Annotated in this window: 19 protein-coding genes; 11 read left to right on the top strand and 8 right to left on the bottom strand. The window is 60.4% G+C overall.

What is annotated here, in order from left to right:
* The first annotated feature begins 211 nt into the window (after positions 1-211).
* The 9 genes from xdhA (at position 212) to IE079_RS10210 (ending at position 10,075) form a co-directional block, all read left to right on the top strand.
* On the top strand, positions 212-1,675 hold the full coding sequence (gene xdhA / locus IE079_RS10250) for a xanthine dehydrogenase small subunit (RefSeq protein WP_189576042.1): 1,464 nt from the start codon (positions 212-214) through the stop codon (positions 1,673-1,675).
* Positions 1,668-4,022, top strand: coding sequence for a xanthine dehydrogenase molybdopterin binding subunit (xdhB, locus tag IE079_RS10245; protein WP_189576039.1), 2,355 nt, complete (start codon positions 1,668-1,670; stop codon positions 4,020-4,022). The genes xdhA and xdhB overlap by 8 nt, the downstream gene beginning before the upstream one ends.
* A complete protein-coding gene (gene xdhC / locus IE079_RS10240) occupies positions 4,022-4,882 on the top strand; it encodes a xanthine dehydrogenase accessory protein XdhC (RefSeq protein ID WP_189576037.1) in 861 nt (286 codons plus the stop codon). Before xdhB ends, xdhC begins: the two co-directional genes overlap by 1 nt.
* Positions 4,879-5,379: a 2-oxo-4-hydroxy-4-carboxy-5-ureidoimidazoline decarboxylase gene (gene uraD, locus IE079_RS10235; protein WP_189576035.1), complete on the top strand. Its 501-nt coding sequence runs from the start codon at positions 4,879-4,881 to the stop codon at positions 5,377-5,379. The genes xdhC and uraD overlap by 4 nt, the downstream gene beginning before the upstream one ends.
* On the top strand, positions 5,376-5,720 hold the full coding sequence (gene uraH / locus IE079_RS10230) for a hydroxyisourate hydrolase (protein ID WP_189576033.1): 345 nt from the start codon (positions 5,376-5,378) through the stop codon (positions 5,718-5,720). The genes uraD and uraH overlap by 4 nt, the downstream gene beginning before the upstream one ends.
* Complete coding sequence (gene guaD, locus IE079_RS10225; RefSeq protein ID WP_189576031.1) at positions 5,720-7,108, top strand: guanine deaminase; 1,389 nt, start codon at positions 5,720-5,722, stop codon at positions 7,106-7,108. Before uraH ends, guaD begins: the two co-directional genes overlap by 1 nt.
* A gap of 3 nt (positions 7,109-7,111) precedes the next feature.
* Positions 7,112-8,305 (top strand): urate hydroxylase PuuD, encoded by a 1,194-nt coding sequence (locus IE079_RS10220; RefSeq protein ID WP_189576029.1) that lies wholly within the window; start codon positions 7,112-7,114, stop codon positions 8,303-8,305.
* A gap of 203 nt (positions 8,306-8,508) precedes the next feature.
* Complete coding sequence (locus tag IE079_RS10215) at positions 8,509-9,489, top strand: hypothetical protein (RefSeq protein ID WP_189576027.1); 981 nt, start codon at positions 8,509-8,511, stop codon at positions 9,487-9,489.
* 4 nt (positions 9,490-9,493) lie between these two features.
* Positions 9,494-10,075 (top strand): DUF1240 domain-containing protein, encoded by a 582-nt coding sequence (locus IE079_RS10210; RefSeq protein ID WP_189576025.1) that lies wholly within the window; start codon positions 9,494-9,496, stop codon positions 10,073-10,075.
* A 137-nt stretch (positions 10,076-10,212) separates the two neighbouring features.
* Here IE079_RS10210 and IE079_RS10205 read toward each other — a convergent pair whose 3' ends face one another.
* Entirely contained in the window at positions 10,213-11,103 is an 891-nt protein-coding gene (locus IE079_RS10205; RefSeq protein ID WP_189576022.1) for a LysR family transcriptional regulator, read from the bottom strand.
* A 136-nt stretch (positions 11,104-11,239) separates the two neighbouring features.
* On the opposite strand from IE079_RS10205, the gene IE079_RS10200 reads away from it, so the two are divergent.
* Positions 11,240-11,650, top strand: a complete 411-nt coding sequence (locus IE079_RS10200; RefSeq protein ID WP_189576020.1) for a hypothetical protein — start codon at positions 11,240-11,242, stop codon at positions 11,648-11,650.
* 47 nt (positions 11,651-11,697) lie between these two features.
* Here the strand turns inward: IE079_RS10200 and IE079_RS10195 are convergent, their stop codons facing one another.
* From IE079_RS10195 to IE079_RS10175, 5 genes are all read right to left on the bottom strand, one after another.
* On the bottom strand, positions 11,698-12,702 hold the full coding sequence (locus IE079_RS10195; RefSeq protein ID WP_189576018.1) for a virulence RhuM family protein/type II toxin-antitoxin system death-on-curing family toxin: 1,005 nt from the start codon (positions 12,700-12,702) through the stop codon (positions 11,698-11,700).
* 267 nt (positions 12,703-12,969) lie between these two features.
* Positions 12,970-13,935: an alpha/beta hydrolase gene (locus IE079_RS10190; protein ID WP_189576016.1), complete on the bottom strand. Its 966-nt coding sequence runs from the start codon at positions 13,933-13,935 to the stop codon at positions 12,970-12,972.
* A gap of 73 nt (positions 13,936-14,008) precedes the next feature.
* On the bottom strand, positions 14,009-14,503 hold the full coding sequence (locus tag IE079_RS10185) for a PIN domain-containing protein (protein WP_189576013.1): 495 nt from the start codon (positions 14,501-14,503) through the stop codon (positions 14,009-14,011).
* Positions 14,478-15,569, bottom strand: a complete 1,092-nt coding sequence (locus IE079_RS10180) for a helix-turn-helix domain-containing protein (protein ID WP_189576011.1) — start codon at positions 15,567-15,569, stop codon at positions 14,478-14,480. The genes IE079_RS10185 and IE079_RS10180 overlap by 26 nt, the downstream gene beginning before the upstream one ends.
* A 201-nt stretch (positions 15,570-15,770) precedes the next feature.
* A complete protein-coding gene (locus IE079_RS10175; protein ID WP_189576010.1) occupies positions 15,771-16,703 on the bottom strand; it encodes a formate/nitrite transporter family protein in 933 nt (310 codons plus the stop codon).
* Between the two features lie 268 nt (positions 16,704-16,971).
* On the opposite strand from IE079_RS10175, the gene IE079_RS10170 reads away from it, so the two are divergent.
* Positions 16,972-17,370 carry a DUF1330 domain-containing protein gene (locus IE079_RS10170; protein WP_189576008.1) on the top strand — a complete coding sequence of 133 codons (399 nt, stop codon included), beginning with the start codon at positions 16,972-16,974 and terminating at the stop codon, positions 17,368-17,370.
* Positions 17,371-17,435: 65 nt separating this feature from the next.
* On the opposite strand, the gene IE079_RS10165 is transcribed toward IE079_RS10170, so the two are convergent.
* Together IE079_RS10165 and IE079_RS10160 are read right to left on the bottom strand one after the other, a co-directional pair.
* The gene (locus IE079_RS10165) at positions 17,436-19,523 is read right to left on the bottom strand and encodes a catalase (RefSeq protein ID WP_189576006.1); all 2,088 of its coding nucleotides are present in this window, start codon (positions 19,521-19,523) and stop codon (positions 17,436-17,438) included.
* A gap of 378 nt (positions 19,524-19,901) precedes the next feature.
* On the bottom strand, positions 19,902-21,365 hold the full coding sequence (locus IE079_RS10160) for a hypothetical protein (protein ID WP_227712433.1): 1,464 nt from the start codon (positions 21,363-21,365) through the stop codon (positions 19,902-19,904).
* Positions 21,366-21,587: the final 222 nt, after the last annotated feature.

Below are 21,587 nucleotides of genomic sequence, written 5' to 3'. Positions count from 1 at the left end.
CCGGACTGGTCAATCCATAAACTGACCAACCAATCAACATTTGAGAGCTGAGCAATATGCTTGCCAATCGTTAATAAACGCCCGAAAAACACGAAATGAACCAATTGGTCAGATTTTTGCAGAATCGGGCATAGAACCCGCGGAAACCCTGTCTATAGTGAAAGGCAGTACCCCGTAAAACACCGCCTATAGAGCGCAAGCGGAGAGCACCGTGATTGAATTCCTTGTTAACGGTCGAATTGAAAAAGTTGACCAGGTCGACCCAAATTTGAGCATCCTGGAGTGGTTACGCACCAAAATGCGACTCACCGGCACCAAAGAGGGCTGCGCCTCCGGTGACTGTGGCGCCTGCACCGTGATCACAGGAACACCTGACCACCAGGGCAATATTCGCTACGAAGCCATAAACAGCTGCATCAGCCTGGTGGGCAGCCTTCACGGCAAGGAACTGATCACGGTAGAGGCCTTTCAACAGGAAACGGGCCACCCGGTCCAGCGCGGCATGATGGAGAAGCACGGCGCCCAGTGCGGCTTCTGCACGCCGGGCATTGTGATGTCGCTGATTGCCCTGCATGCCAATAAGGAAGCAACCGGCCAGGGCGATGATCAATTGCTGGAGGCTTTGTCCGGCAACCTGTGCCGCTGCACCGGTTATCGCCCGATTATGGCGGCCGGCCGCCAGGCCCTGGTGCAGGAATGGACGCCGGAGGCAGATCACCCGGCGGCGGCCCTGAGCAGTGGCACGGGCAGCCCGGAGCTGAGCGCCATTCACCGGGACAGCATTACCCTGACCGCGCCGGACGGCCCCCGCTACGACTCGCCGGTCAGCCTGGAGGAACTGCGGGAGCTGCGTCGCGCCTTCCCCGACTCACGTCTGGTGGCCGGCAGCACCGACCTGGCCCTGGAAATCACCCAGCAGCTGAAAACCCTGGATCACCTGATCAGTGTGGAGCGGGTGGCTGAACTGAAGGCCTATGCCCGGGAAGGGGACGAACTGGTCCTCGGCGCCGCGGCCACCTATCAACAGTTCCATAAAGCCCTGTGCGACCTCTGGCCCGCCTTCGATGCCATGCTGGAGCGCCTGGGCTCCCTGCAGATCCGCAACCGGGGCACTGTCGGCGGCAATATCGCCAACGCCTCGCCCATTGGTGACATGCCCCCGGCCCTGATTGCCCTGGACGCGACCCTGGTGCTGGATGGCCCGGACGGCGAACGGCGGCTGCCGGTGGAAGACTTCTTTCACGGCTACAAGCAGACCGACCTGAAAGCCGGCGAGTTTATCCATTCGGTGCGCGTGCCGGTGCCGAAGACCCACGAACAGCTGTATATCTACAAAATCTCGAAACGGCTGGACGACGATATCTCCGCTGTACTGGGCGCCTTCCGACTGACCGTGGAAGACGGTGTGGTGGCGAATTGCCGGCTGGCCTTTGGTGGCATGGCCGCCACCCCGGCCCGGGCGCCCAAGGCCGAAGCCGCCCTGACCGGCCAGCCCTGGAACGACGACAGCGTGACCGCCGCGATGACCGCCCTGGCCGGCGATTTCACACCCATGAGCGACGTACGCGCCTCCGCCACCTACCGCCAGCAGGTCGCCGGCAACCTGCTGCGCAGGGCGCTGCTTTCTTCCGGCGCCAACCCCGGCGAACCCCTGATGGTGACCGACTATGCGTAAACTGCCCCTGAACACCCCGACGCCGGCCCACAGCGCCCGCGGTCTGGCCGGCCAGAGCGCGCATCATGACAGCGCCTGGAAACACGTCAGTGGCCAGGCCCGCTATATCGACGACCTGCCCACCCCCGAGCGGCTACTCCACGCCGCCGTCGGCCACAGTGAACAGGCCCACGCCCGCATCCTGTCCATGGACCTGGAGGCAGTCCGCCAGTACCCCGGTGTGGTGGCCGTAATCACCGCGAAGGATGTGCCCGGCCATCTGGATATCGGCCCGGTGTTCCCCGGCGACCCGGTGCTGGCCGACAACCTTGTGGAGTTCATTGGTCAGCCCATCTTTGCGGTGGCCGCCACCAGCCACGACGCGGCCCGCAAGGCAGCACGCCTGGCGAAGGTCGAGTACGAGCCACTGGATGCGGTGGTGACCGTGGAGCAGGCCCTGGACAAGCAGCTCTTCGTCCGGCCCAGCCACACCCAGCAACGGGGCGAACCAGACCAGGCCCTGTCGGAGGCGCCGAATCGCCTCAAGGGTGAACAACATGTGGGCGGCCAGGAACACTTCTATCTGGAAGGCCAGGCCTGCATGGTGGAACCCACCGAGGACCATGGCATGTTCGTGCACACCTCCAGCCAGCACCCGTCGGAGGTGCAGAAGCTGGTGGCGGAAGTGCTGGGCCTGCCCATCCACGAGGTACAGGCGGAGGTGCGCCGCATGGGCGGCGGCTTCGGTGGCAAGGAGACCCAGGCCGCGCCACTGGCCTGCGTGGCCGCACTGCTGGCCAACGCCACCCACCAGCCGGTGAAGTTCCGCCTGTCACGGCCGGACGACATGGTGCAGACCGGCAAGCGCCACGACTTCTACAACACCTACGACATCGGCTTTGATGACGACGGCCTGATCCAGGGCGCGGACATCATGGTGGCCGGCCGCTGTGGCTATTCCCCGGACCTGTCCGATGCCATAGTCGACCGCGCGATGTTCCACGCCGATAACGCCTACTACCTGGACCAGGCCCGGGTGGTGGGTCACCGCTGCAAGACCCATACGGTGTCGAACACCGCCTTCCGGGGCTTCGGTGGCCCCCAGGGCATGATGATCATCGAGCAGGCCATGGACGACATCGCCCGTCACCTGGGCCGGGACCCGCTGGATATCCGCAAGCTCAACCTCTACCGGCCCGGGCGGGACATCACCCACTATGGCCAGACCGTGGAACAGCACGTGCTGACACAACTGATGGAGACCCTGGAAACCAGCGCCGACTATCGCCAGCGCCGTGCTGAAATCACCGCCTTCAACCGGTCCAGCCCGGTGCTCAAGCGGGGCCTGGCACTGACCCCGGTAAAATTCGGTATCTCGTTCACCGCCAAGCATCTGAACCAGGCCGGCGCGCTGGTGCACATCTACACCGATGGCAGCATCGTGGTGAACCACGGCGGCACCGAAATGGGCCAGGGCCTGTATATCAAGGTGGCGCAGGTGGTGGCCTCCGCCTTCCAGGTGGATCTGGCAAAAGTGAAGGCCTCCGCCACCCGTACCGACAAGGTCGCCAACACCTCTCCCACCGCCGCCTCCTCCGGTTCCGACCTGAACGGCATGGCGGCACTGGATGCCTGTGAGAAGATCCTTGAGGCCCTGGTGGCGTTCGCCGCGAAACACTGGGCTGTCTCGCCGGATGAGGTCTCCTTCTCCGACAACCAGGTGATCATCGGCGGCCTGGCGGTACCCTGGGAGACCTTTATCCAGACCGCCTACATGAACCGCATTCCCCTGTGGTCCTCCGGCTTCTACGCCACCCCCAAGATCCACTACGACCCGGAGACAGGCACCGGTCGCCCGTTCCTGTACTACGCTAATGGCGCCGCCTGTTCCGAAGTGGTGGTAGACACCCTCACCGGTGAGTACCGGGTAATGCGCACCGATATCCTCCACGACGTGGGCCGGTCCCTGAACCCGGAGATCGACATCGGCCAAATCGAGGGTGGCTTCGTGCAGGGCATGGGCTGGCTGACCACCGAGGAGCTGGTCTACAGCGACGAGGGCCGGCTGCTGACCACCGGCCCGGCCACCTACAAGATTCCGGCGGTGTCGGACTGCCCGCCGGATATGCGCGTGGACCTGCTGCCGGAAAGCCCGAACCGGGAAGCCACCATCTTCCATTCCAAGGCCGTGGGCGAACCGCCGCTGATGCTGGCCATTGCCGTATGGAGCGCCCTGCGGGATGCCGTGGCCAGCGTTACCGACTACCGCTTCAGCCCGCCCCTGGACGCCCCGGCCACGCCGGAACGGGTGCTGGCGGCAGTAACCGCCAGCCAGGCGTGGCTTAACGAACAGAAGGAGACCGCGTAATGGAACGCCGACTGAACTGGTACCAGGCCGTGGCCCACTGCGAGGACCGGGGCGAACCCTACGTGCTGGTGACCGTGCTGGGCGTCACCGGCTCGGTACCCCGCGAACCCGCCAGCAAGATGGTGGTCACCGGCGAACACAGCTACGACACCATCGGCGGCGGCCATCTGGAATACCGCATCTGCCAGCAGGCCCGGCAGCGGCTGGCAAAACAGGATTACACCAGCGAGCTGGCCCACTTTCCGTTGGGCGCCAGCCTGGGCCAGTGCTGTGGCGGCAGCGTCTCGGTGCTGATCGAGGCCCACCCGGGCTGCGAGCAGGAACTGGTCATCTTCGGCGCCGGCCATGTGGCCCGGGCGCTGGTCACCATCCTGGGCGAGCTGCCCTGGCGCGTCACCTGGGTGGACGAGCGGGCCGACCAGTTCCCCGCCGAGGTGCCCGCCAACGTGCGCATCCACCACACCGGTGACCCGGTGGGCGATGCCCCGGCCCTGTGCACCGGCAAACAGGTGCTGATCCTCACCCACAACCACCAGCTGGATTTCGACCTGTGCCGTACACTACTGACGGCAGGAGACTGCGCGGGCATCGGCCTGATCGGCTCCGACACCAAGGCCGAGCGCTTCCGCCAGCGGCTGGAACACCGGGGCTTTAACGCCGAACAGATCGGTTTCATCCGCTGCCCGGTGGGTCGTTCAGACGTGCCCGGAAAACGCCCCATGGAAGTGGCGGTGTCCATCACGGCCGAGCTGCTCAGCCTGACCGCCAGCGCGGACCAGACCGTCACCCGCCGTGGCCTGCCCTGGAAGGAACTGAAAGGCCTGATCCAGAACCCAGAAACCGGAGACATGCAAGAATGACCCTGGATGAACTCAACGCCCTGCCCCGGAACCAGGCTGAGGCCCGCTTCCGGGACTGCTGCGCCGCCGAGCCCTGGGTGCAGGGCATGGTGGACAACCGCCCCTACGCCAGCCGCGACGACATGCTGGAACAAAGCCATCGCCTGTGGCCCACACTCACCGAGCGCGACTGGCTGCAGGCCTTCGAGGCCCATCCGAAAATCGGCGACGTGGACAGCCTGCGCCGTAAATACGCCAGCACCAAAGCCCTGGCGAGCGGTGAACAGGCCGGTGCCCGCCAGGCGCCGGAAGCGGTACTGCGACGCTTGAAGGCAGACAACGACGCCTACCAGGAAAAGTTCGGCTTTATCTTCATCGTCTGTGCCACCGGCAAGTCCGCCGAGGAAATGCTCGAGCTGCTGGAGCAACGCCTGCCCAACACCCGCGAGCAGGAGATCGACAATGCCGCCCGGGAACAGGCCAAAATCACCGGGATACGACTGGAGAAACTGGTATGACCGACAAGAGCCCCATCACCACCCACATCCTCAACCTGGGCAGCGGCACACCGGCTGCCGGCGTTGCCGTCACCCTGGAACAGGTGATCGATGACCGGGCCGTGCCCATCGCCGACGGTGTCACCGATGACGATGGCCGCCTGATGTCGTGGTTCGACAGCACCCTCGAGGCGGGCCACTACCGACTGCGGTTCGACACCGGCGCCTGGTTCAGGGAGCAGAACCTCGACACCTTCTACCCGGAGGTAACCCTGAACTTCCAGGTCTCGGACCCGCAGGCGCACTACCATGTCCCCCTGCTGCTGAACCAATGGGGCTACTCAACCTACCGGGGGAGCTGATGACCAGAGCAACCGATAGCAGGTTCCCGGCGGGCTGCATCGCCCATCGTGGCGCCCTGCTCCACTTCCTCGACGACCCCGGCAATGAACCGGAACCGGCAGCCGGCAGCCTGGACTATTTCGACGATGGCCTGCTGGTGCTGCAGGACGGCCAGGTGCTCGCCACCGGATCGGCAGAGAGCCTGTTGCCCCGGCTAGCGGCCAAGACCCCGGTCACCGACTGGCAAGGCGGCCTGATCCTGCCCGGCTTTATCGACACCCACGTGCACATGCCGCAACTGGGCGTGATGGCCAGCTATGGCACGCAACTGCTGGACTGGCTGGAGACCTACACCTTCCCCCACGAGGCCCGCTTCAGCGATGGTGACTGGGCCCGGGCCGAGGCGCAACGGTTTACCGACCTGCTGCTGGCCCACGGCACCACCTCCGGCCTGGTGTTCTGCACTTCCCACCCCGCCTCGGTGGACGCCCTCTTTGAAGCCGCCGAAAGCCGGGGTATGGGCCTCACCGCCGGCAAGGTGATGATGGATCGCCACGCCCCGGACAACCTCACCGACACCGCCCAGGGCAGCTACGACGACAGCCTGGCCCTGCTGCAGAAATGGCACGGCCACGGCCGCCAGCGCTATGCCATCACCCCCCGGTTCGCCGCCACCTCCAGCCCGGAGCAACTGAACCTGGCGGGCAAGCTGGCCGCGGAACATCCGGAGGTGATGGTGCAGACCCACTGGGCCGAGAACACCGGCGAGATCCAGTGGATCAGCGAACTCTTCCCGGACCGCCACAGCTACCTGGACGTATACGACCACTACGGCCTGCTGGGAGAGCACACGGTACTGGCCCACGGCATCCATATCGATGACCGGGACCGCCAGCGGCTGGCCGAGACCGGCACCCGCATTGCCTTCTGCCCCACCTCCAACACCTTCCTGGGCAGCGGCCTGTTCGACTTCCGCAGCGCCCGCGAGGCGGGCGTCACCGTGGGCCTGGCGTCCGACGTGGGCGGCGGCACCAGCCTGTCCATGCTGGCCACCATGGCCGAGGCCTACAAGGTCTGCCGCCTGCGGGGCCAGACAATGACGCCCTGGCAGGCCTTCTACCTGGCCACCCTGGGCAACGCCCGGGTGCTGGACCAGACGGAACAGACCGGCAGCTTCCGGCCCGGACGCCACGCGGATTTTGTGGTGCTCGACCAGAATGCCTCACCCGCCCTGAACATGAAGCAGGCCCACAGCCACACCCTGGCAGAGACCCTGTTCAACCTGATGATCCTGGGGGATGACCGGGCCATCGCCGCCACCGCCGTGGCCGGCGAGGTCCGCTATCGCAGGCCCGACGGCGCCACCGGCACCACCCCGACGTCCGTGTCCCCCACCCAAGGAGCCTGATTGATGGAAGCATACCTCGGCGAATGGCTTGGCCTGATGGTCCGCTGGTTTCATGTGATTGCCGGCGTCGCCTGGATCGGCGCGTCGTTCTACTTCGTCTGGCTGGACAACCACCTGCGGGAACCGCCGGAGTGGAAAAAGCAGGAAGGCATCAAGGGCGACCTGTGGGCCATCCACGGCGGCGGCATCTACGAAGTGGCCAAGTACCAGCTGGGCCCCAGGGAAATGCCCCGGGAGCTGCACTGGTTCAAGTGGGAGGCCTACAGCACCTGGCTCAGCGGCATGGCGCTACTGTTCCTGGTCTACTACCTGGGCTCCCCCGGCTACCTGATTGATCCGTCCAGGGCGGATATCAGCGTCGGCGCGGGCGTGGCCATCGGCCTGGGTACCCTGGCGGCCGTCATGGTGGTCTACGAAGGCCTGATCCGCAGCCCCCTGGCAAACAACGGCAAGGCCTTCGGCCTGGTGCTGTTCGCCATCCTGCTGCTGGTGGACTGGGGCCTGTTCCAGGTGTTCTCGGGCCGCGGCGCCTACATTCACGTGGGCGCGGTGATCGGCACCATCATGGTGGCCAACGTCTTCCTGGGCATCATCCCGTCCCAGCGGGCACTGGTGAACGCGGTCAACGAAGGCAGGGAGCCAGACGAGCGGGTCGCCAAACTGGCCGCCCTCGCCAAACTGCGCTCCACCCACAACAACTATCTGACCCTACCGGTCATCTTCATCATGATCAGCAACCACTACCCGATGCTCTACGGCCACCCCCACGGCTGGGCCATACTGGCGGCTATTGGATTCATCACCGCCTTCGCACGGCACTACTTCAACCTGCGGCACCGGGATATCAACCGGCCATCGATCCTCGTGGCCTCGGCCGCCATGACCGTGGTGCTGATCTGGGTGATTGCCCCCACGCCAAGTACATCCGCCAGCACGGATAGCGCCGCCGTCAGCGACGAGATCGTCACCGAGATTGTGGAAACCCACTGCGTGGCCTGCCATGCCGAATCCCCATCACATCCGGGCTTTCAGTCGGCACCGGCGGGTATACGGTTGGATGATCTGTCGCTGCTGGCAAGCCATAGCGGCACGGTGAGGCAGGCGGCGGTGGATACGCATTATATGCCGTTGGGGAATAGTAAGGGGATGACTGAGGAGGAAAGGACTCAGTTAGGGCAGTGGTTGAATGCGCACTGAGTTGAGAGAGCCAGGCGGGTGAGTTGCTGCGTTTCCCGCCGCAAGCCTGTTGCACTCGCGACGGGCTCATTCTTGCCTGCCCGGGTGACATAAGCCACAAGCGAGAGAAACAGCTGTCGTCAGCCGTTGTCGCAGCGTAAGCCGTCAGGTACGATTTCCAAGTTCGAAAGGATTTGATCAGCCCATGGCAAAAGGAACTGGCTATGTTCTCACAGTGTATGGCTGACCGCTCTCGGTTGGCTTCCCACCAGCTCGCCCTTCAGTCCCAGCTTACGGAACAGTGGAATAAAAACCAGGCCGACGTCTATGTCCTCAAGAGGGACGACCTGGTCGCCGTCTGGATTCAGGACCAGAAGAATCAGGGTCGCACGGATAGTCAGATCGAGGAAAAGTTTAAGGAGCTTGTTGGCGAAACCGCGCTGACCCTGATGAAAGATTCTTTCCAACTGGTGGATGATTATGGTGCCACCGTTGTGGCGGGTTCCATTGACGCCAAGGTTCTCACCTCCCTCGGGCGGGATATGCAGCGCTCAGGTAACCTGTTGGGGCAGTATAAGATCCGTCCACATAACGGGAAGAAATACATTGCGTTCAAGGGTAACCACCGTCTCCGATCAATCGTCAAAGGCACTCGCTACGGACTAACAAACCCAACGATTGTAAAGATGGGGATTGGCCCCGATGGCCTGAAGCAGACGGCCAAGGGCGGTGTGTACGTCACCCTGATTATCTCAGTCGGCGTGAACGGTCTGGCCTGGATATTTGATGAAGAATTTGGCTGGAAGGATTTCCTGACAAATGTTTCTGAAGATGTTGTGAAAACCTGTATCGCGGCTGTTGCAGGCTACCTCGTGGGTGCAGGACTAGCTGCAGCTACAGGCATGGCAGTCATAGCTAGTGCTGCAGGCTTTGTCATTGCCCTGGGCGTCGGCTACGTGCTGATGAACATTACACCAAGTGACGTCAGGAAGTTTGCTGAAGACGCCAGCGCCATTTTCCATCGTTCAATATCAATACTGGGCAATCCGAAAGCCTATTTCGACTATCAAGTTCAGAGAGCGGAGGATGCAGCCTACTGCACTATGAAATCCGCTAGCGAAGTCGTTGTGGAGGGAACTGTAAATCTCGTAAAACAGCGAGTTGACGACTTCCTCAGAAGTTTTTCTCCTTTTAATATCAGGTAAATCCATGCCCAGCAATAATGAATGGCCTGTCCCAAAAAATCGTATGATGCTCGGCCTTATTACGAATGGCATGATCTTAGGAGTAGGTGCACTAACCCACTTCACCTACAAGAGAGAAATCGAATACTGGCAAACTCAGATCCAAGAGCAAAACGAACTTATTGTTTTCAGTACTCAGATGAACTCTTTGTATTTCATGTGGGTAGGGCTCCTACCGATACTGCTTATCCTAAACATCCACCTTCTGTTCAAAGACATATTGAAATGCGAGCTCCCACGCATTGTTTTAAAAATCCAGAACGCTCTGGTAGGCATTATGTTCCTGGGGATTTTTCTAATCGTAGCTGGCAATTGGTTCATCAATCCCGTTTGGGAACACCGATTCCGGGAAGCAGGCTTCACCGAGTGTGAAAACCGCGTACTCAATATCCGCAAGGCGTTGTTTAACGACGTATGGGTTCGGAATCCGGATCACTGTGAGGATCCCAAACTCCGGTATATACTCCACGAACACTTCGGTGATGAGGGGTTCGAGTTGGCCTCACAGTACTTAAGTGCGTTGAATAAGCAGACTATGGATCAGTAATCAGCTAACGCACTTCCTGGGGCACCGTGAAATCGGGCTTAGATCAACCTGACCCGGTACTCTGAGGAAACCTCAAGGTAACAGGGACAGTTTTATTATATTTGGGGGATCGCCACTCTGCAGGACACTGGCATCCCTCACCTCAAATCAGCAAACGCCTCCTTCACATGACCGGCCAAGGCATCATGCACCGGACTGCTACCACTGCGCACCAGGGCGATCTGGTAGTCCCCGAGCGGCGGCAGGCCTTCCCGGTCCAGTTTCCGCAAGGGTGGCCGCACGAGGCTGACCGGGAAAGGTGCTACCGCCAGGTCCGCCAGCATGGCCGCTTCCTGGCCGAAACAGTTGTCGCAGGTGTAGGCAACGCGATAGGACATATGGGCTTCGTCCAGTGCATTCAGGGCCATGCGGCGCCAGGCACAACCATGGTTGGCCAGGGACACAGGCAGGGGTGAACGATTGGCGGCGATGCCGCCTTCTCGCCCTGCCCACACCAGGGGTTCCGTATGTACGACTTCCCCCCGCCACTGCTGGCCCTCGTTACCGATGGTGATCAGCACCATATCCAGGTCCCCGGCATCCAGGCGGGCCAGGTTCTGCTGGCTTGAGCCCACCATCACGTCCACCTGCACCGCCGGCCAGGACCGCGCAAACTGCGCAAGTACCCCCGGCAGGATACGGCTACCCACATCATCCGAGGTCCCAAAACTGACCCGGCCTTCCAGGGTTGGCGTGAGAAACTGCTGTATCGCCTCCTCGTTCAACCGCAGCAGTCGCCTGCCATAGCCGAGCAACACTTCCCCTTCTGGCGTCAGCCGCACGTGGCGGGCCTCCCGCACGAACAGGACATGCCCCAGGATTTCCTCAAGCCGTTTGATCTGCATGCTCAGTGCCGAGGGCGTACGGAAAACCTGCTTGGCAGCCCTCGTGAAACTTCCGCTTTCGGCAATCGCCACGAAGCTTCTCAGGACATCGGTATCCAGCAGGGGAAGGGCTTCACGACTGATCACCGGATTTGGACGGTCCATAACCTTACCTTTCAATTTTTCTTAACCCAGATGTTAAATCTTTTCGTTTGTTTGATCAAAGGTGGAATTGCATGCTTGAGAAGCGTACCCGGCAGACCCGCCGGGCTTCTTCCATAACGGGTAAGGAGAGCTTCAAATGTGCAACCAACCTGAGTTTCAGCGTCCGCAATTGAGCCCGGATTCACCCGCGAAGCCACCTGAGCTTGATTTCTATATGCCGGCAACACCGCCACTGGCCTTTCTGGAGAAAGCTGCGTTCTGGCTGAGGATCTTCCGGCGCAGGCACCACTTTCGGCGCCTGTTTGTGCCGTTGCTGAGGGAGGAGGACCTGATACTGTCGGATATCGGGTTCAACCGATCAGACATTGAGTGGGCGCTTGAACTCCCACTGAAAGTCGATGCTCTGAAGGCGCTGCAGGCCTGCCGCAAGGCGCGAGAAGAAAGCGAGATGCTGCGGGATGGCAATCGGGCCTTTGCCAAGGACCAGAAACCGAGACAGATCTATTTTCTGTCACACCCGGCTGGCGTCGACAACACCCAAGCCTGACGCCTTCAGGGCGGGGTCGGTCAGCTCGGCACGGGTCTCGGCGTCGTTCACAGGTCTTCCTTTGCCAACATGTTCATGATGAGTCGGACCATGGTCTCTTTATTGGCCGGTTCGGATTCAGCGACCAAAAGCGTCAGTGCCGCCAGGCCGACATCGTTTACCACCGGCTCCCCCCGGGCGTTCAGCAGGCGCCCGTTACGATGGAGAAAGTCCACGAACAGGAAGGCAGCGCTGCGTTTGTTGCCATCGGAGAACGGATGGTTCTTGACCACAAAGTACAGCAAATGTGCGGCCTTGGCCTCCACACTGGGGTAGGCGGGTTCGCCAAACACACTCTGGTCCAGATTACCCAGCAGCGAGGCCAGACCATCGCCCCGGTCGCGGGCGAACAGTTCGGTGGCCTCGCCCCGGGCCATCAACTCGGTTTTCAGGCCATCCAGGGCGGTTCGTGCCTCGGTCGGCGAAGGGAGGGCGCCGCCAGGCTGGGCCTGCGGGTCGGTTAGCAGGCCCTCATCGTAGCGCTGCAATAACAGAAAGGTCTGAGCGTATCGGCTGATGATGTCCACCAATCCGCGACCACTGTCTGTGTCCAGGGCTGGGCTGCGGGCGGCCTTGCGTACCAGCGACAGGGCGGCTTCCAGTTCCCGGGCATTTTCCTCAAAGCGCTGGTGGTTCAGGGTCCAGCCCCGGGTCAGGTGCTCGCGCAAGGTGCGAGTGGCCCACTGACGGAAGCGAGTGCCCTGATGGGATTTCACCCGGTAGCCGACCGAGATGATCACGTCCAGATTGTAGTGATCGATAGCCCTGGTCACCTGTCGGCTGCCTTCCTGCCGAACTATCCGGAAATCCCGGATAGTTGCTTCACGCGCCAGTTCACGCTCGGAATAAACGTTCTGGATATGCTCGTTGACGGTGCGAACGTCTTTGCCAAACAGCTCGGCCATCTGCCGCTGGGTGAGCCAGACGGTCTCCTGGGCCGCGTCCAGCCGCACTTCGACGGCCTGTTCGGCATCTTCATAGATGATAATGGGGTTTTGACTTTCCTTAGTCATGCGACACTTTCTTCCTCATCGGCTGGGTCGATAGCGGCCTTGTCGGCGGTCAACTCGCCGGAAAAGGCCTTTGCAGCAGGAATTGTTTGAGTCGGCCAGAGCGGAGAGCTTTTGAAGAAACTGGGACAGATCAGAATAAGTGACCATCGCTTCTCTCTGCGTGCCTTTCTAAAGTTGTCTTCACAAACTAGGCAGAAAAGACTGGCCAGTCAATGACTTCTCGTCGTTCCTGCGAAGAAGCCGGACATGGAAAAAACCGGGATAGATCTATTCCCCTGCAGTAACACAAAGCCCCTCCAGAAACTCACAAACGGCTTCCAGCAGTTGGCTGACACCCGGCTCCTCAACCGGAAAGTGCCCACAGCTCTCAAGCATCACCAGGCGCTTCTCACCCTTGATCCGGTCAAACAACGGCAGGCTGGCTTCTACGGTTGTCCATCGGTCAGCGGCCGGGTGCGCCAGGAGGACCGGGCACAGATGAAACTGGTCGGGCTCGATATCCGGGGTGGCCTCGAACAGCGACCGCATGAAGTGCACTGGTACGAGGTTGCCACCGCCATAGGGGTCCGACAAAAAAACCTCGACCAGCTTCGGGTCGTTGGCAATGGCTGACATTCTGGAGACGCAGCGGATGGGCACCCGCAAAGATCCGCACAGAGTGTCCATCAACGGCAGGGTGTGTGGCGCCAGTGAGCCAAGCCAGGAGAACCGCGCAAACTGGCGCTGGACAATCGGGAGCCTCGGGTCGGCCAGGGTGGTCGCAATAACCCCCGTGACAGCTCCGCTCTTCGCCGCCGCCGAATACGCCAGGTAGCCGCCCAGGCTGCAACCAAACAAAACCACCGGCCGGTTGGACCTGGCCCTCTCCGCCTGTACCAGGTCCACCACACAGTCGACCCAGCGATCATGGCTGATGAGTTCGCGGGGAGTCCGGCTAAGGCCATACCCGGGCAGATCCGGTGCTATAACTTCGTATCCCTGGCCCTGGAGCATCCGGGCATAGGGCACAAGCAAACGACCGTATCCGCCAGCACCATGCAGGATGATCACCGACAAGGGCGCACGCTCAACGGGGTAGCGGTCCAGGTGGATATCGGCACCGCGCCAGGGCCACCAATCCTCAGCGGGGAGGTTATCGTCAGACAGGCGCAACCAGGCAGGCAGGAACGGCAGGTAGCGCCTCCAGTGCTCGGCGGTCGTGTAGCTGGTGGAATGGGTCGGTGTCATATTCATTGTTTACCACCGGGAAACGGGGACAAGGGAAACGGGGACAGATTTATTTCTTTGGACGGCATAAATGGCCCCCTTACACCTGCCGCCAATGGCTCAAACGCCGCTGGCATTCACCACGTGGCAGCCGAGCACCTGCTTTCAGCATTGCTTCCAGAGCTTCGGTCAACCGGGTTGCTGAGCAAATTTCACATCGCTCGAGTTCATCGAGTATCCAGAGTATGCCGCGCACATCCAGTTCGGCGTGGCGACCGGACTTTCGCAGTGCCCCATCGTTGGTTAGCAGCGTCCACCCCGTCTCTCTGGCCACGAAATAACAGGACACGTCAGCCAGGGAGGAATTATTAAGGGTCTGCCGCAGTTGAAACAGCGTCCCCATCTGCTCGCCGTCGATAGTTTCAATGGTCAGCCCCAGCTCCGTTAGTTGCTGGACAGGCGGTTTTCGCAGTTCCCGCCACACAAAGTCGGTAGTCACAAACTCATGCGGGAGCTCGAACACCGTTTCGAGCAGGCCACTGCGGTGCAGATCAATCCAGATATTGGTATCAGAAACGAGAACTTTCGCTGGCATCCTTGCCTTGACCCGCCTGTCCGTTGGCCATGATATTTTCGATTTCTTCTAGACTGGTGCCCAATAACTCAGCTGCCCGGGACGAAGTGACCAGCCCCTCGGCAAGAGCGCGGTACACCAGCTGTCGGAGTCGATAGGAGTTCTCTGGTTCCAGTGGCGCTGGCTCGTTCTTCCTGAAGCCTCTCATCGACCACTGACGGATAGTGTCCTGGTAGAAACGCTGCTGGACGATACCCAGATCAAAAAGGCGTCGTAGAGTTGCCTGAATGGATATCCCCCACTCTTCCTTCGCCAGCAGGAACTCATTTAGCAGAATACGCTTCCGGGTGCTTCCGAAGGTATCCCGAACCTGCTTTGCCGGGAACAGGAACGCGCCGGCAAAACGGTGGCACCAGCTCTCTTCGTCACGAGTGCCATGAATCTCTGCCGGCAGGTTCATGACAAGGTGGCCCAGCTCATGGCCCAGGTTAAAACGCTGGCGTTCGCCAGGGCGAGTGGTGTTGCTGACTATGACAGCATCGACACCATTGTTAACCAGAGCGCAAAGGCCATCGAACTTTTCGTGTGCCTCAATACCGACGACCTTGATACCGTTCTCTTCCAGAGTTTCGGTCAGGTTGGCAATGGGGTTGGTGCCAAGGTTCCATGCCTGTCGCAGGTCTTCGGCGGCTTTCTCAATATCGTCGACGTTGGACACCGGAAAGCGTTCCTGCCATTGGGCAAACCCTTTGTCCTTGTTGCCGGTTTCAAAGAGGCTTTCCGCAGCCAGGTAACGCTCCAGATGTTCCCGCACCTGTTCCTTAACGGCTTCCTGTTGCTTTTTGCCAAACGCCGAGTGTTTACGGAAATCCACTTCGCCCAGCTCAACAGAGTCAGAGCGGAAGAAGTATTCCGGATTAACACCCAGCACATCGGCAAGTTGAATCAGACGGGTGGAGTTGGGCGCATCCCTGCCCTGTTCGTACTTCGACAGAGCCTGTTTCGAGATGTCCCCCAGCTGGTCAGCAACTTCTTGAAGGGACATGTTTTTCAGGGCACGCGCACGACGCAGGCGATCATGCAACATGGATCTATTCCTTACGAAATACAACTTATGGTTGACAAATATATCAATGATTATACATTCGTCAACCTAGCGCAGATTTCAGGGCGACTGAAGAGGCACACGAGGATCGGCGCAGGCTATCCAGCAACGGCAGGATTGCGGCGCCTGTGTGCCGGGATGAGGGAGCTGTCACAGAAAGAAGGGTTACCTCTTCGCGCCGCATCACATCTCTTCATGAACCTGGCCATAGGCCAGCATCGCGAACAAACCGGTACCGCCCAGAATGTTGCCGATGAGCACCGGGGAAATGTGGTAGACCAAGGCGGTAAAGATATTCATTTCCCCCATGAGCACCAAAGTGAAGATTTCGTTTGATCCGGCAATTACATGGGTAAAGCCACCCGCTGCGATCAGCCAGGTAAACATGACGATAATCGCCACTTCAGATTTCTTCGCCGAAGGCAGCATCCATACGATAGCCGCTATAAAAAAGCCCGCTGGAATACCGCGCAAAAGTGTCTCGGCCGGGGTCAGCGTTGCCAGGTGGTGCGATATCTCCAGAATCGCCGCGAGGCTGTCAGCGGTAATGATGCCCCCGTGGACGCCGATAGCGGCGGTAATAAACGTGCCAGACAAATTCGCCGCAAGCACAATTGCCCAAAGACGCGCGGTGCAATAGAACCGGTTGGGCGTAGGCTGGGCGAGAACCGGCAGCACGACGGTGATGGTGTTTTCGGTGAACAGTTGAAGCCGGCAAAGGATCACGAGGACAAACCCGAACGAGTAGCCCAGGCTTTCAATCAACGTCAGGTAGGGATGAGCGGAACCCAGATTGGAGCGGATAATTCCCTCGACGAGGACCGAGGTCGAAATCCCGACCCCCGCAGCCACACCGGACCACCAGAGCGAAATTTTAGGGCGGTGCAGCTCCTCCTCGCCCTCGCGCATGATGATGGAGTAGACGGTCAACGACGACAGGTTGCTATGTTCGGCTACGGTATCGCGTTCTTTCCGAGTCAGCGACTTTTCGCTAGACGTCGGTGTCTGTTCGCGGGATTCGCGATTTTCGACCCTGGCGCGAGACTCTTGCTCGTCTGCCGCCTTTTTGGCTTTCTTTTCAGGAGAGGCATTCTGATCGGTTTCCCGGTCGCTCATTCAACGGTCCTTTGGCTATCCAGAAACGCTTATGTTGCTGCAGGATTGAGCCTGCTGAACGCTGTCTTCAGTAATCAGGATAGCTTAGATACTGTGCCCCGACGGAGAAACCGGGCATAGGGAGTAAACAGACGACCGTATCCGCCAGCACCATGCAGAATGATCACAGACAAGGGCGCGCGCTCAACGGGGTAGCCATCCAGGTGGATATATGAAAAGGCGCCCGGGTAGACTACGGCATCAAAGAACCTGACCGGAGACCAACACGATGAAAACAATAAACCCCACATCCAAAGCCATTTCCGAGGTCCTGTCCAAGACCCCGAAGGGTGAACCGGTGGTCATGCTCAATCTGCTGAAATTCCGCGAACAGGCGGACTACGAGGAGCCACGTGCCGGTATCAGTGGCCGTGAGGCCTATAAGGAGTATGGGCGCGGGGCCATTCGCTGTATCCACGGAGTCGGTGGCGAACTGGTCTGGTCGGGGGCGCCGACCGGTACCCTGATTGGCCCGGAGGAGGAACAATGGGACGAGGTCCTGCTGGTGCGTTACCCCTCCCTTGATGCGTTCCTGGAGATGATAGACAGCCCTGAATACAAGGCCATCGTCCATCATCGGACGGCGGCGATTGATGATTCAAGGCTGGTGCCGATGCTGGAGTCCTGACAAGGCCCGGGCAGGCAACATGCAGGACCTGACCCCGCGGCGACAGTGCCGCGGGGCAGTTTCCGTCAGAACCGATCCACTTTCTCTTCCCTGGGCCAGTAGCGCAGGACGCGGCAGGCTTCGATGAACTTGCTGGTGTCGCCCGGGCCGTTCAGGGACACGCAGCCGTCGTCGAGCATGGCCGTCAGACCCACACTGTCGAACAGTTTGCTCGCCGCCGGGGAATAGCCGATGAACTTGCAGTGGGCGAAGGCATCGTCCACGAAGTCCCGGGCGGTGGCATCTTTGGCCAGCTCGTCCACGTTTTCCTCTGACGGTAACAGCACGACGGCGTCGAAGACCACGGAAGGGCCGCCATCCACTTTCTCGTCTGCGGCCAGGGCGTTGCCATCGCTGTCCTTGACGCCACCAATGGTGGGGGCCACCACGGCCAGCTTGGCACCTTCGGCTTCCACCGCTTCTTTCAGTTTTGCGAACAGTGCGGCATCGACTCCCTCGCTGACCAGCACGCCTACCTTGCGCCCCTTGAAAGATTTCGGACCGTTGAGAATGATGCTCAGGGCCGGAGACTCTGGCAGGTCCGTGCGGGGCGTCATGGCCGCCTCGGCGGCTTCGGGCATTTCCTTCAGACCGAGACCTTTGCCCACGTCCCGGGCCAGGTCGTCATCGACGTTGAGCAGGTGGGAGACCATCCGTTCGCGGATATCCAGCCGCTCGACTTTGCTCAGCTCGAACACGAACGCGTTCTTGATGTGGCGCTTTTCGATGTCGGTCTGGCTGATGTAGAACTGACGTGCCTGGCTGTAATGGTCGGCGAACAGTTCTGAGCGCACCCGCTCCTTCACGCCCTCCACCGGCGTGGGGTGGGACTGGAAGGCGGTTTCCGGGGATTCACGGGGGCCGGCCGCCTCCGGCTCCCAGCTGTTGGGTTCGTAGTTCACCCGCCCGGTCGGGTTCTTCATGGTCATGTGGCCGTCCTGAAGCAGGTGATGCACGGGGCACCGGGGCGCATTGACCGGAATGTTGGTGAAGTTCGGGCTGCCCAGGCGCTTGAGCTGGGTGTCCAGATAGGAAAAGTTGCGACCCTGCAGAAGTGGGTCGTTGGAGTGATCGATGCCGCGAACGATGTTCTGGGTGCAGAAGGCCACCTGTTCGGTTTCGGCAAAGAAGTTGTCCACCACCCGGTTGAGTACCATTTTGCCGATCGGGCGCACGGGCACCTGTTCTTCCGGGATGATCTTGGTGGCATCGAGAATGTCGAATTCGAACTGGTCGGCGAACTCGTCGTCAAAAACCTGTACGCCCAGCTCCCATTCCGGATAGTCCCCGCTCTGGATGGCGTCCCACAGGTCCCGGCGGTGGAAGTCCGGGTCGGCACCATTGATCTTCAGCGCTTCGTTCCAGACCACGGACTGGAGCCCCTGCAGGGGTTTCCAGTGGAACTTGACGAACTTCGACTCGCCCCTGCTGTTCACGAAGCGGAAGCTGTGCACCCCGAACCCTTCCATGAAGCGGAAAGAGCGTGGAATGGCCCGATCCGACATGGTCCACATGAGCATGTGTACGCTCTCGGGCGACAGGGTCGCGAAATCCCAGAAGTTGTCATGGGCGGTCTGGGCCTGGGGAAAACCCCGGTCCGGCTCTTGTTTGGCAGCATGGACCAGATCCGGAAATTTCATGGCGTCCTGGATGAAGAACACCGGGATGTTGTTACCCACCAGATCCCAGTTGCCCTCCCGTGTGTATAACTTGGTGGCAAACCCGCGAACGTCCCTGGCCAGGTCGGCAGAGCCCTTGTTGCCCGCGACGGTGGAGAACCGCACGAAGACTTCGGTTTGCTCCCCGGCGCGTTGGAACAGATCGGCACAGGTGATATCCGACAGGTCACCGTAGTTTTCGAAATAGCCTTTGGCGCCCATGCCGCGGGCGTGAACGACCCGCTCCGGGATTCGCTCATGGTCGAACTTGAAGATCTTTTCCCGGAGAACATGATCCTCCAGGAGGGTGGGGCCACGGGTGCCACCCTTCAGTGAATTCTGGTTATCCGCGACCGGCGCGCCCTGGGGGGTGGTCATTACCGGGGTGTCGCCGTCCGCCCGCTGGTGGGTCTCGCCGCCCTTGCCCTGATTAATGAAGGTGAATCGTTCAGCCATGATCTGCTCCTTGTGGGTTCGCATGAGGCGCGTTCCAGTTAACTGTATTAGCGTCGGATACCATCCCCGGGCTGGCAAATGACATCATTAACTGGTCTTGAGGCATGGCTGCCTGTTCTCTGTCGCTTCGGGCATTGCGGCGGAGGCGGTCATAACATGGGTCAATAAGGACCGGTCAGGCCTGCGATTATAAGACGCGTCAAGATACACAAAATGAGATATCGGAAGGTTTGGAAGAGAGCGGGGCCTGGGCGACTCCGGAAATGGCTTAACTAATCGTCATTTAAAATTATGGTTTCTCCGGGAGCTTGAACTCCGGAGAAACCGCGACACTCGCCTGGAGACGAACGCCAACAAGGCCCTTGGCCTCGTCAACTGTTACCCCAAGCGACGGGCCCGGCCGGCCCAGATCCCGACCAGCCCGAGGGCGAGAAGGGGCAGTGTCGATGGTGCTGACACCGGAGCCGCAAACCGACTGGCAAGTTCTTCGGTGGAGAAGGAATCCTCACTGGAAAAAGTCCATGTGCTGAAGTTTCTGAACTGTCCTGAAAGCACGTTGTTATTCGTGAATCCAAAGGAGAGGTCTATCAGATCGTTGGTGATATCGAAGGACAGAAGGTCGGACAGACCGTAGTCGTTGAACAAAACGCTGTTATTACCCGCGCCTCCATCGAAGGTGCCATCGATCAGCAGGCCCGGGGCCAACCCGTCCAGGGCCAGCAGGTCATCGCCGCCGCCAAAGACCACATCGCCGAAGATCTCACTGTCGCCGGTCAGCAGCAGGCTGCTGTCGCCCTGATCGGGACCAAGCTCGATGGCGGTTCCCGACCGGCCCCGCAGAGTGCCGCTGTTCTCAATGGAAATCTCGGAAGTGCTGGCCTCATCCGTGCCGATGGCGCGAACGCCTTCGATATAGCCTTCGTTGATGATGGTCAACGGGCCAGCGGCGCGGTCGTCACCTACCGTGGGCTCGAACGTTTCATCCACGTCGATGCCGCTGCCGCCATCCATTGGGTCACTAGCAGATCCGGTGGAGACAATCACGCCGGTGGCATGGTTGTGCACCCGCCCCTCGTCCAGGTCGATGCCGTCATCGGTGCCAAGAATCACGCCGTAGTTATCCGCCTCCCCGCTGGCGAACTGCACACCGTCTTCGTCGTCAGTCGCGACCGAGCCGTCGATTGACCAGGTGCCTGCTGCGGCGTCCCATCCCAGCCCGCGGATGGCGATGGTGCCATGGTTCTCGATGGTGAAATCCTCGCGCGCTTCGACCACTTCCTCGCCGCCCCGGAGCGTGCCGTTGTTGATCACGGTGCCGCCCGGGCCGCGGCTCTGGATGGCACGGCCGTCGGTGCTCTCGATCAGGCCGTAATTTTTGATGTCAGCGTTCTTCAGTTCGTCGTCATTGTCCAGCCGCACAGCCTGACGGCGCGCGAAGATTTCACCGCTTGCCTGGTTGATCAGGGTGAAATTGTCAGCATTGTCCTGAAGGCGGATACCTCGGTCACCGCCGCGGATGGTGCCGGAATTGTCGACCGTCAGGTTCGCGCCCTTGCCCCGGATCGCGTCATCGTCGCCGCTTTCGATCAGCCCCAGATTGTTGACCGACTGATCCGATCCGCCCAATTGCACCGGGCGTCCTTCCGCGCGGACGACCTGCGCATCACTTTCCACGGTCACTGACAGATTGTTTCGATTGTCGTCGATGTTGCCACTGTCTGTCGCGGTGCAGGTCAGCGTCGGTGAATCGCCAGTGCCGCCTTCGAGACACGGTACTGCCATTACCGGCACGCTGGACAGAGCCAGTGCTGAAGCGACTACTAATCTATGTGTGTTTTTCACGTTGGCCTCCTAGCCTGATCATTGACATCAGTGCTGATGCTAATGATCTACCGTGACAACTCTAAGAACCCTGTATGACAGGAACTCAGCGAAGACACCGTGGAAAACCGCACCGTAATGGACCACGCTCCAATGCGTAAGCGCCAATGTCGTGCACCAGAGCGTGACTGCCCGCATCCCCAAGCAGCATAAACAGACCACATGGTCAGCTTTTTCAGTGGT

This window comes from Marinobacter zhanjiangensis (genome assembly GCF_014651935.1).
Taxonomy (GTDB): Bacteria; Pseudomonadota; Gammaproteobacteria; order Pseudomonadales; family Oleiphilaceae; genus Marinobacter; species Marinobacter zhanjiangensis.
The sequence above is the reverse complement of the archived record's forward strand: the minus strand, read 5'-3'. Positions and strand labels throughout refer to the sequence as shown.

What these genes read in the sequence shown, in the direction of transcription:
- xdhB (WP_189576039.1), top strand. Translation starts at nt 1,668, where the DNA reads ATGCGTAAACTGCCCCTGAACACCCCGACGCCGGCCCACAGCGCCCGC.
- xdhC (WP_189576037.1), top strand. Translation starts at nt 4,022, where the DNA reads ATGGAACGCCGACTGAACTGGTACCAGGCCGTGGCCCACTGCGAGGAC.
- uraD (WP_189576035.1), top strand. Translation starts at nt 4,879, where the DNA reads ATGACCCTGGATGAACTCAACGCCCTGCCCCGGAACCAGGCTGAGGCC.
- uraH (WP_189576033.1), top strand. Translation starts at nt 5,376, where the DNA reads ATGACCGACAAGAGCCCCATCACCACCCACATCCTCAACCTGGGCAGC.
- guaD (WP_189576031.1), top strand. Translation starts at nt 5,720, where the DNA reads ATGACCAGAGCAACCGATAGCAGGTTCCCGGCGGGCTGCATCGCCCAT.
- IE079_RS10220 (WP_189576029.1), top strand. Translation starts at nt 7,112, where the DNA reads ATGGAAGCATACCTCGGCGAATGGCTTGGCCTGATGGTCCGCTGGTTT.
- IE079_RS10215 (WP_189576027.1), top strand. Translation starts at nt 8,509, where the DNA reads ATGTTCTCACAGTGTATGGCTGACCGCTCTCGGTTGGCTTCCCACCAG.
- IE079_RS10210 (WP_189576025.1), top strand. Translation starts at nt 9,494, where the DNA reads ATGCCCAGCAATAATGAATGGCCTGTCCCAAAAAATCGTATGATGCTC.
- IE079_RS10205 (WP_189576022.1), bottom strand. Translation starts at nt 11,103, where the DNA reads ATGGACCGTCCAAATCCGGTGATCAGTCGTGAAGCCCTTCCCCTGCTG.
- IE079_RS10200 (WP_189576020.1), top strand. Translation starts at nt 11,240, where the DNA reads ATGTGCAACCAACCTGAGTTTCAGCGTCCGCAATTGAGCCCGGATTCA.
- IE079_RS10195 (WP_189576018.1), bottom strand. Translation starts at nt 12,702, where the DNA reads ATGACTAAGGAAAGTCAAAACCCCATTATCATCTATGAAGATGCCGAA.
- IE079_RS10190 (WP_189576016.1), bottom strand. Translation starts at nt 13,935, where the DNA reads ATGAATATGACACCGACCCATTCCACCAGCTACACGACCGCCGAGCAC.
- IE079_RS10185 (WP_189576013.1), bottom strand. Translation starts at nt 14,503, where the DNA reads ATGCCAGCGAAAGTTCTCGTTTCTGATACCAATATCTGGATTGATCTG.
- IE079_RS10180 (WP_189576011.1), bottom strand. Translation starts at nt 15,569, where the DNA reads ATGTTGCATGATCGCCTGCGTCGTGCGCGTGCCCTGAAAAACATGTCC.
- IE079_RS10175 (WP_189576010.1), bottom strand. Translation starts at nt 16,703, where the DNA reads ATGAGCGACCGGGAAACCGATCAGAATGCCTCTCCTGAAAAGAAAGCC.
- IE079_RS10170 (WP_189576008.1), top strand. Translation starts at nt 16,972, where the DNA reads ATGAAAACAATAAACCCCACATCCAAAGCCATTTCCGAGGTCCTGTCC.
- IE079_RS10165 (WP_189576006.1), bottom strand. Translation starts at nt 19,523, where the DNA reads ATGGCTGAACGATTCACCTTCATTAATCAGGGCAAGGGCGGCGAGACC.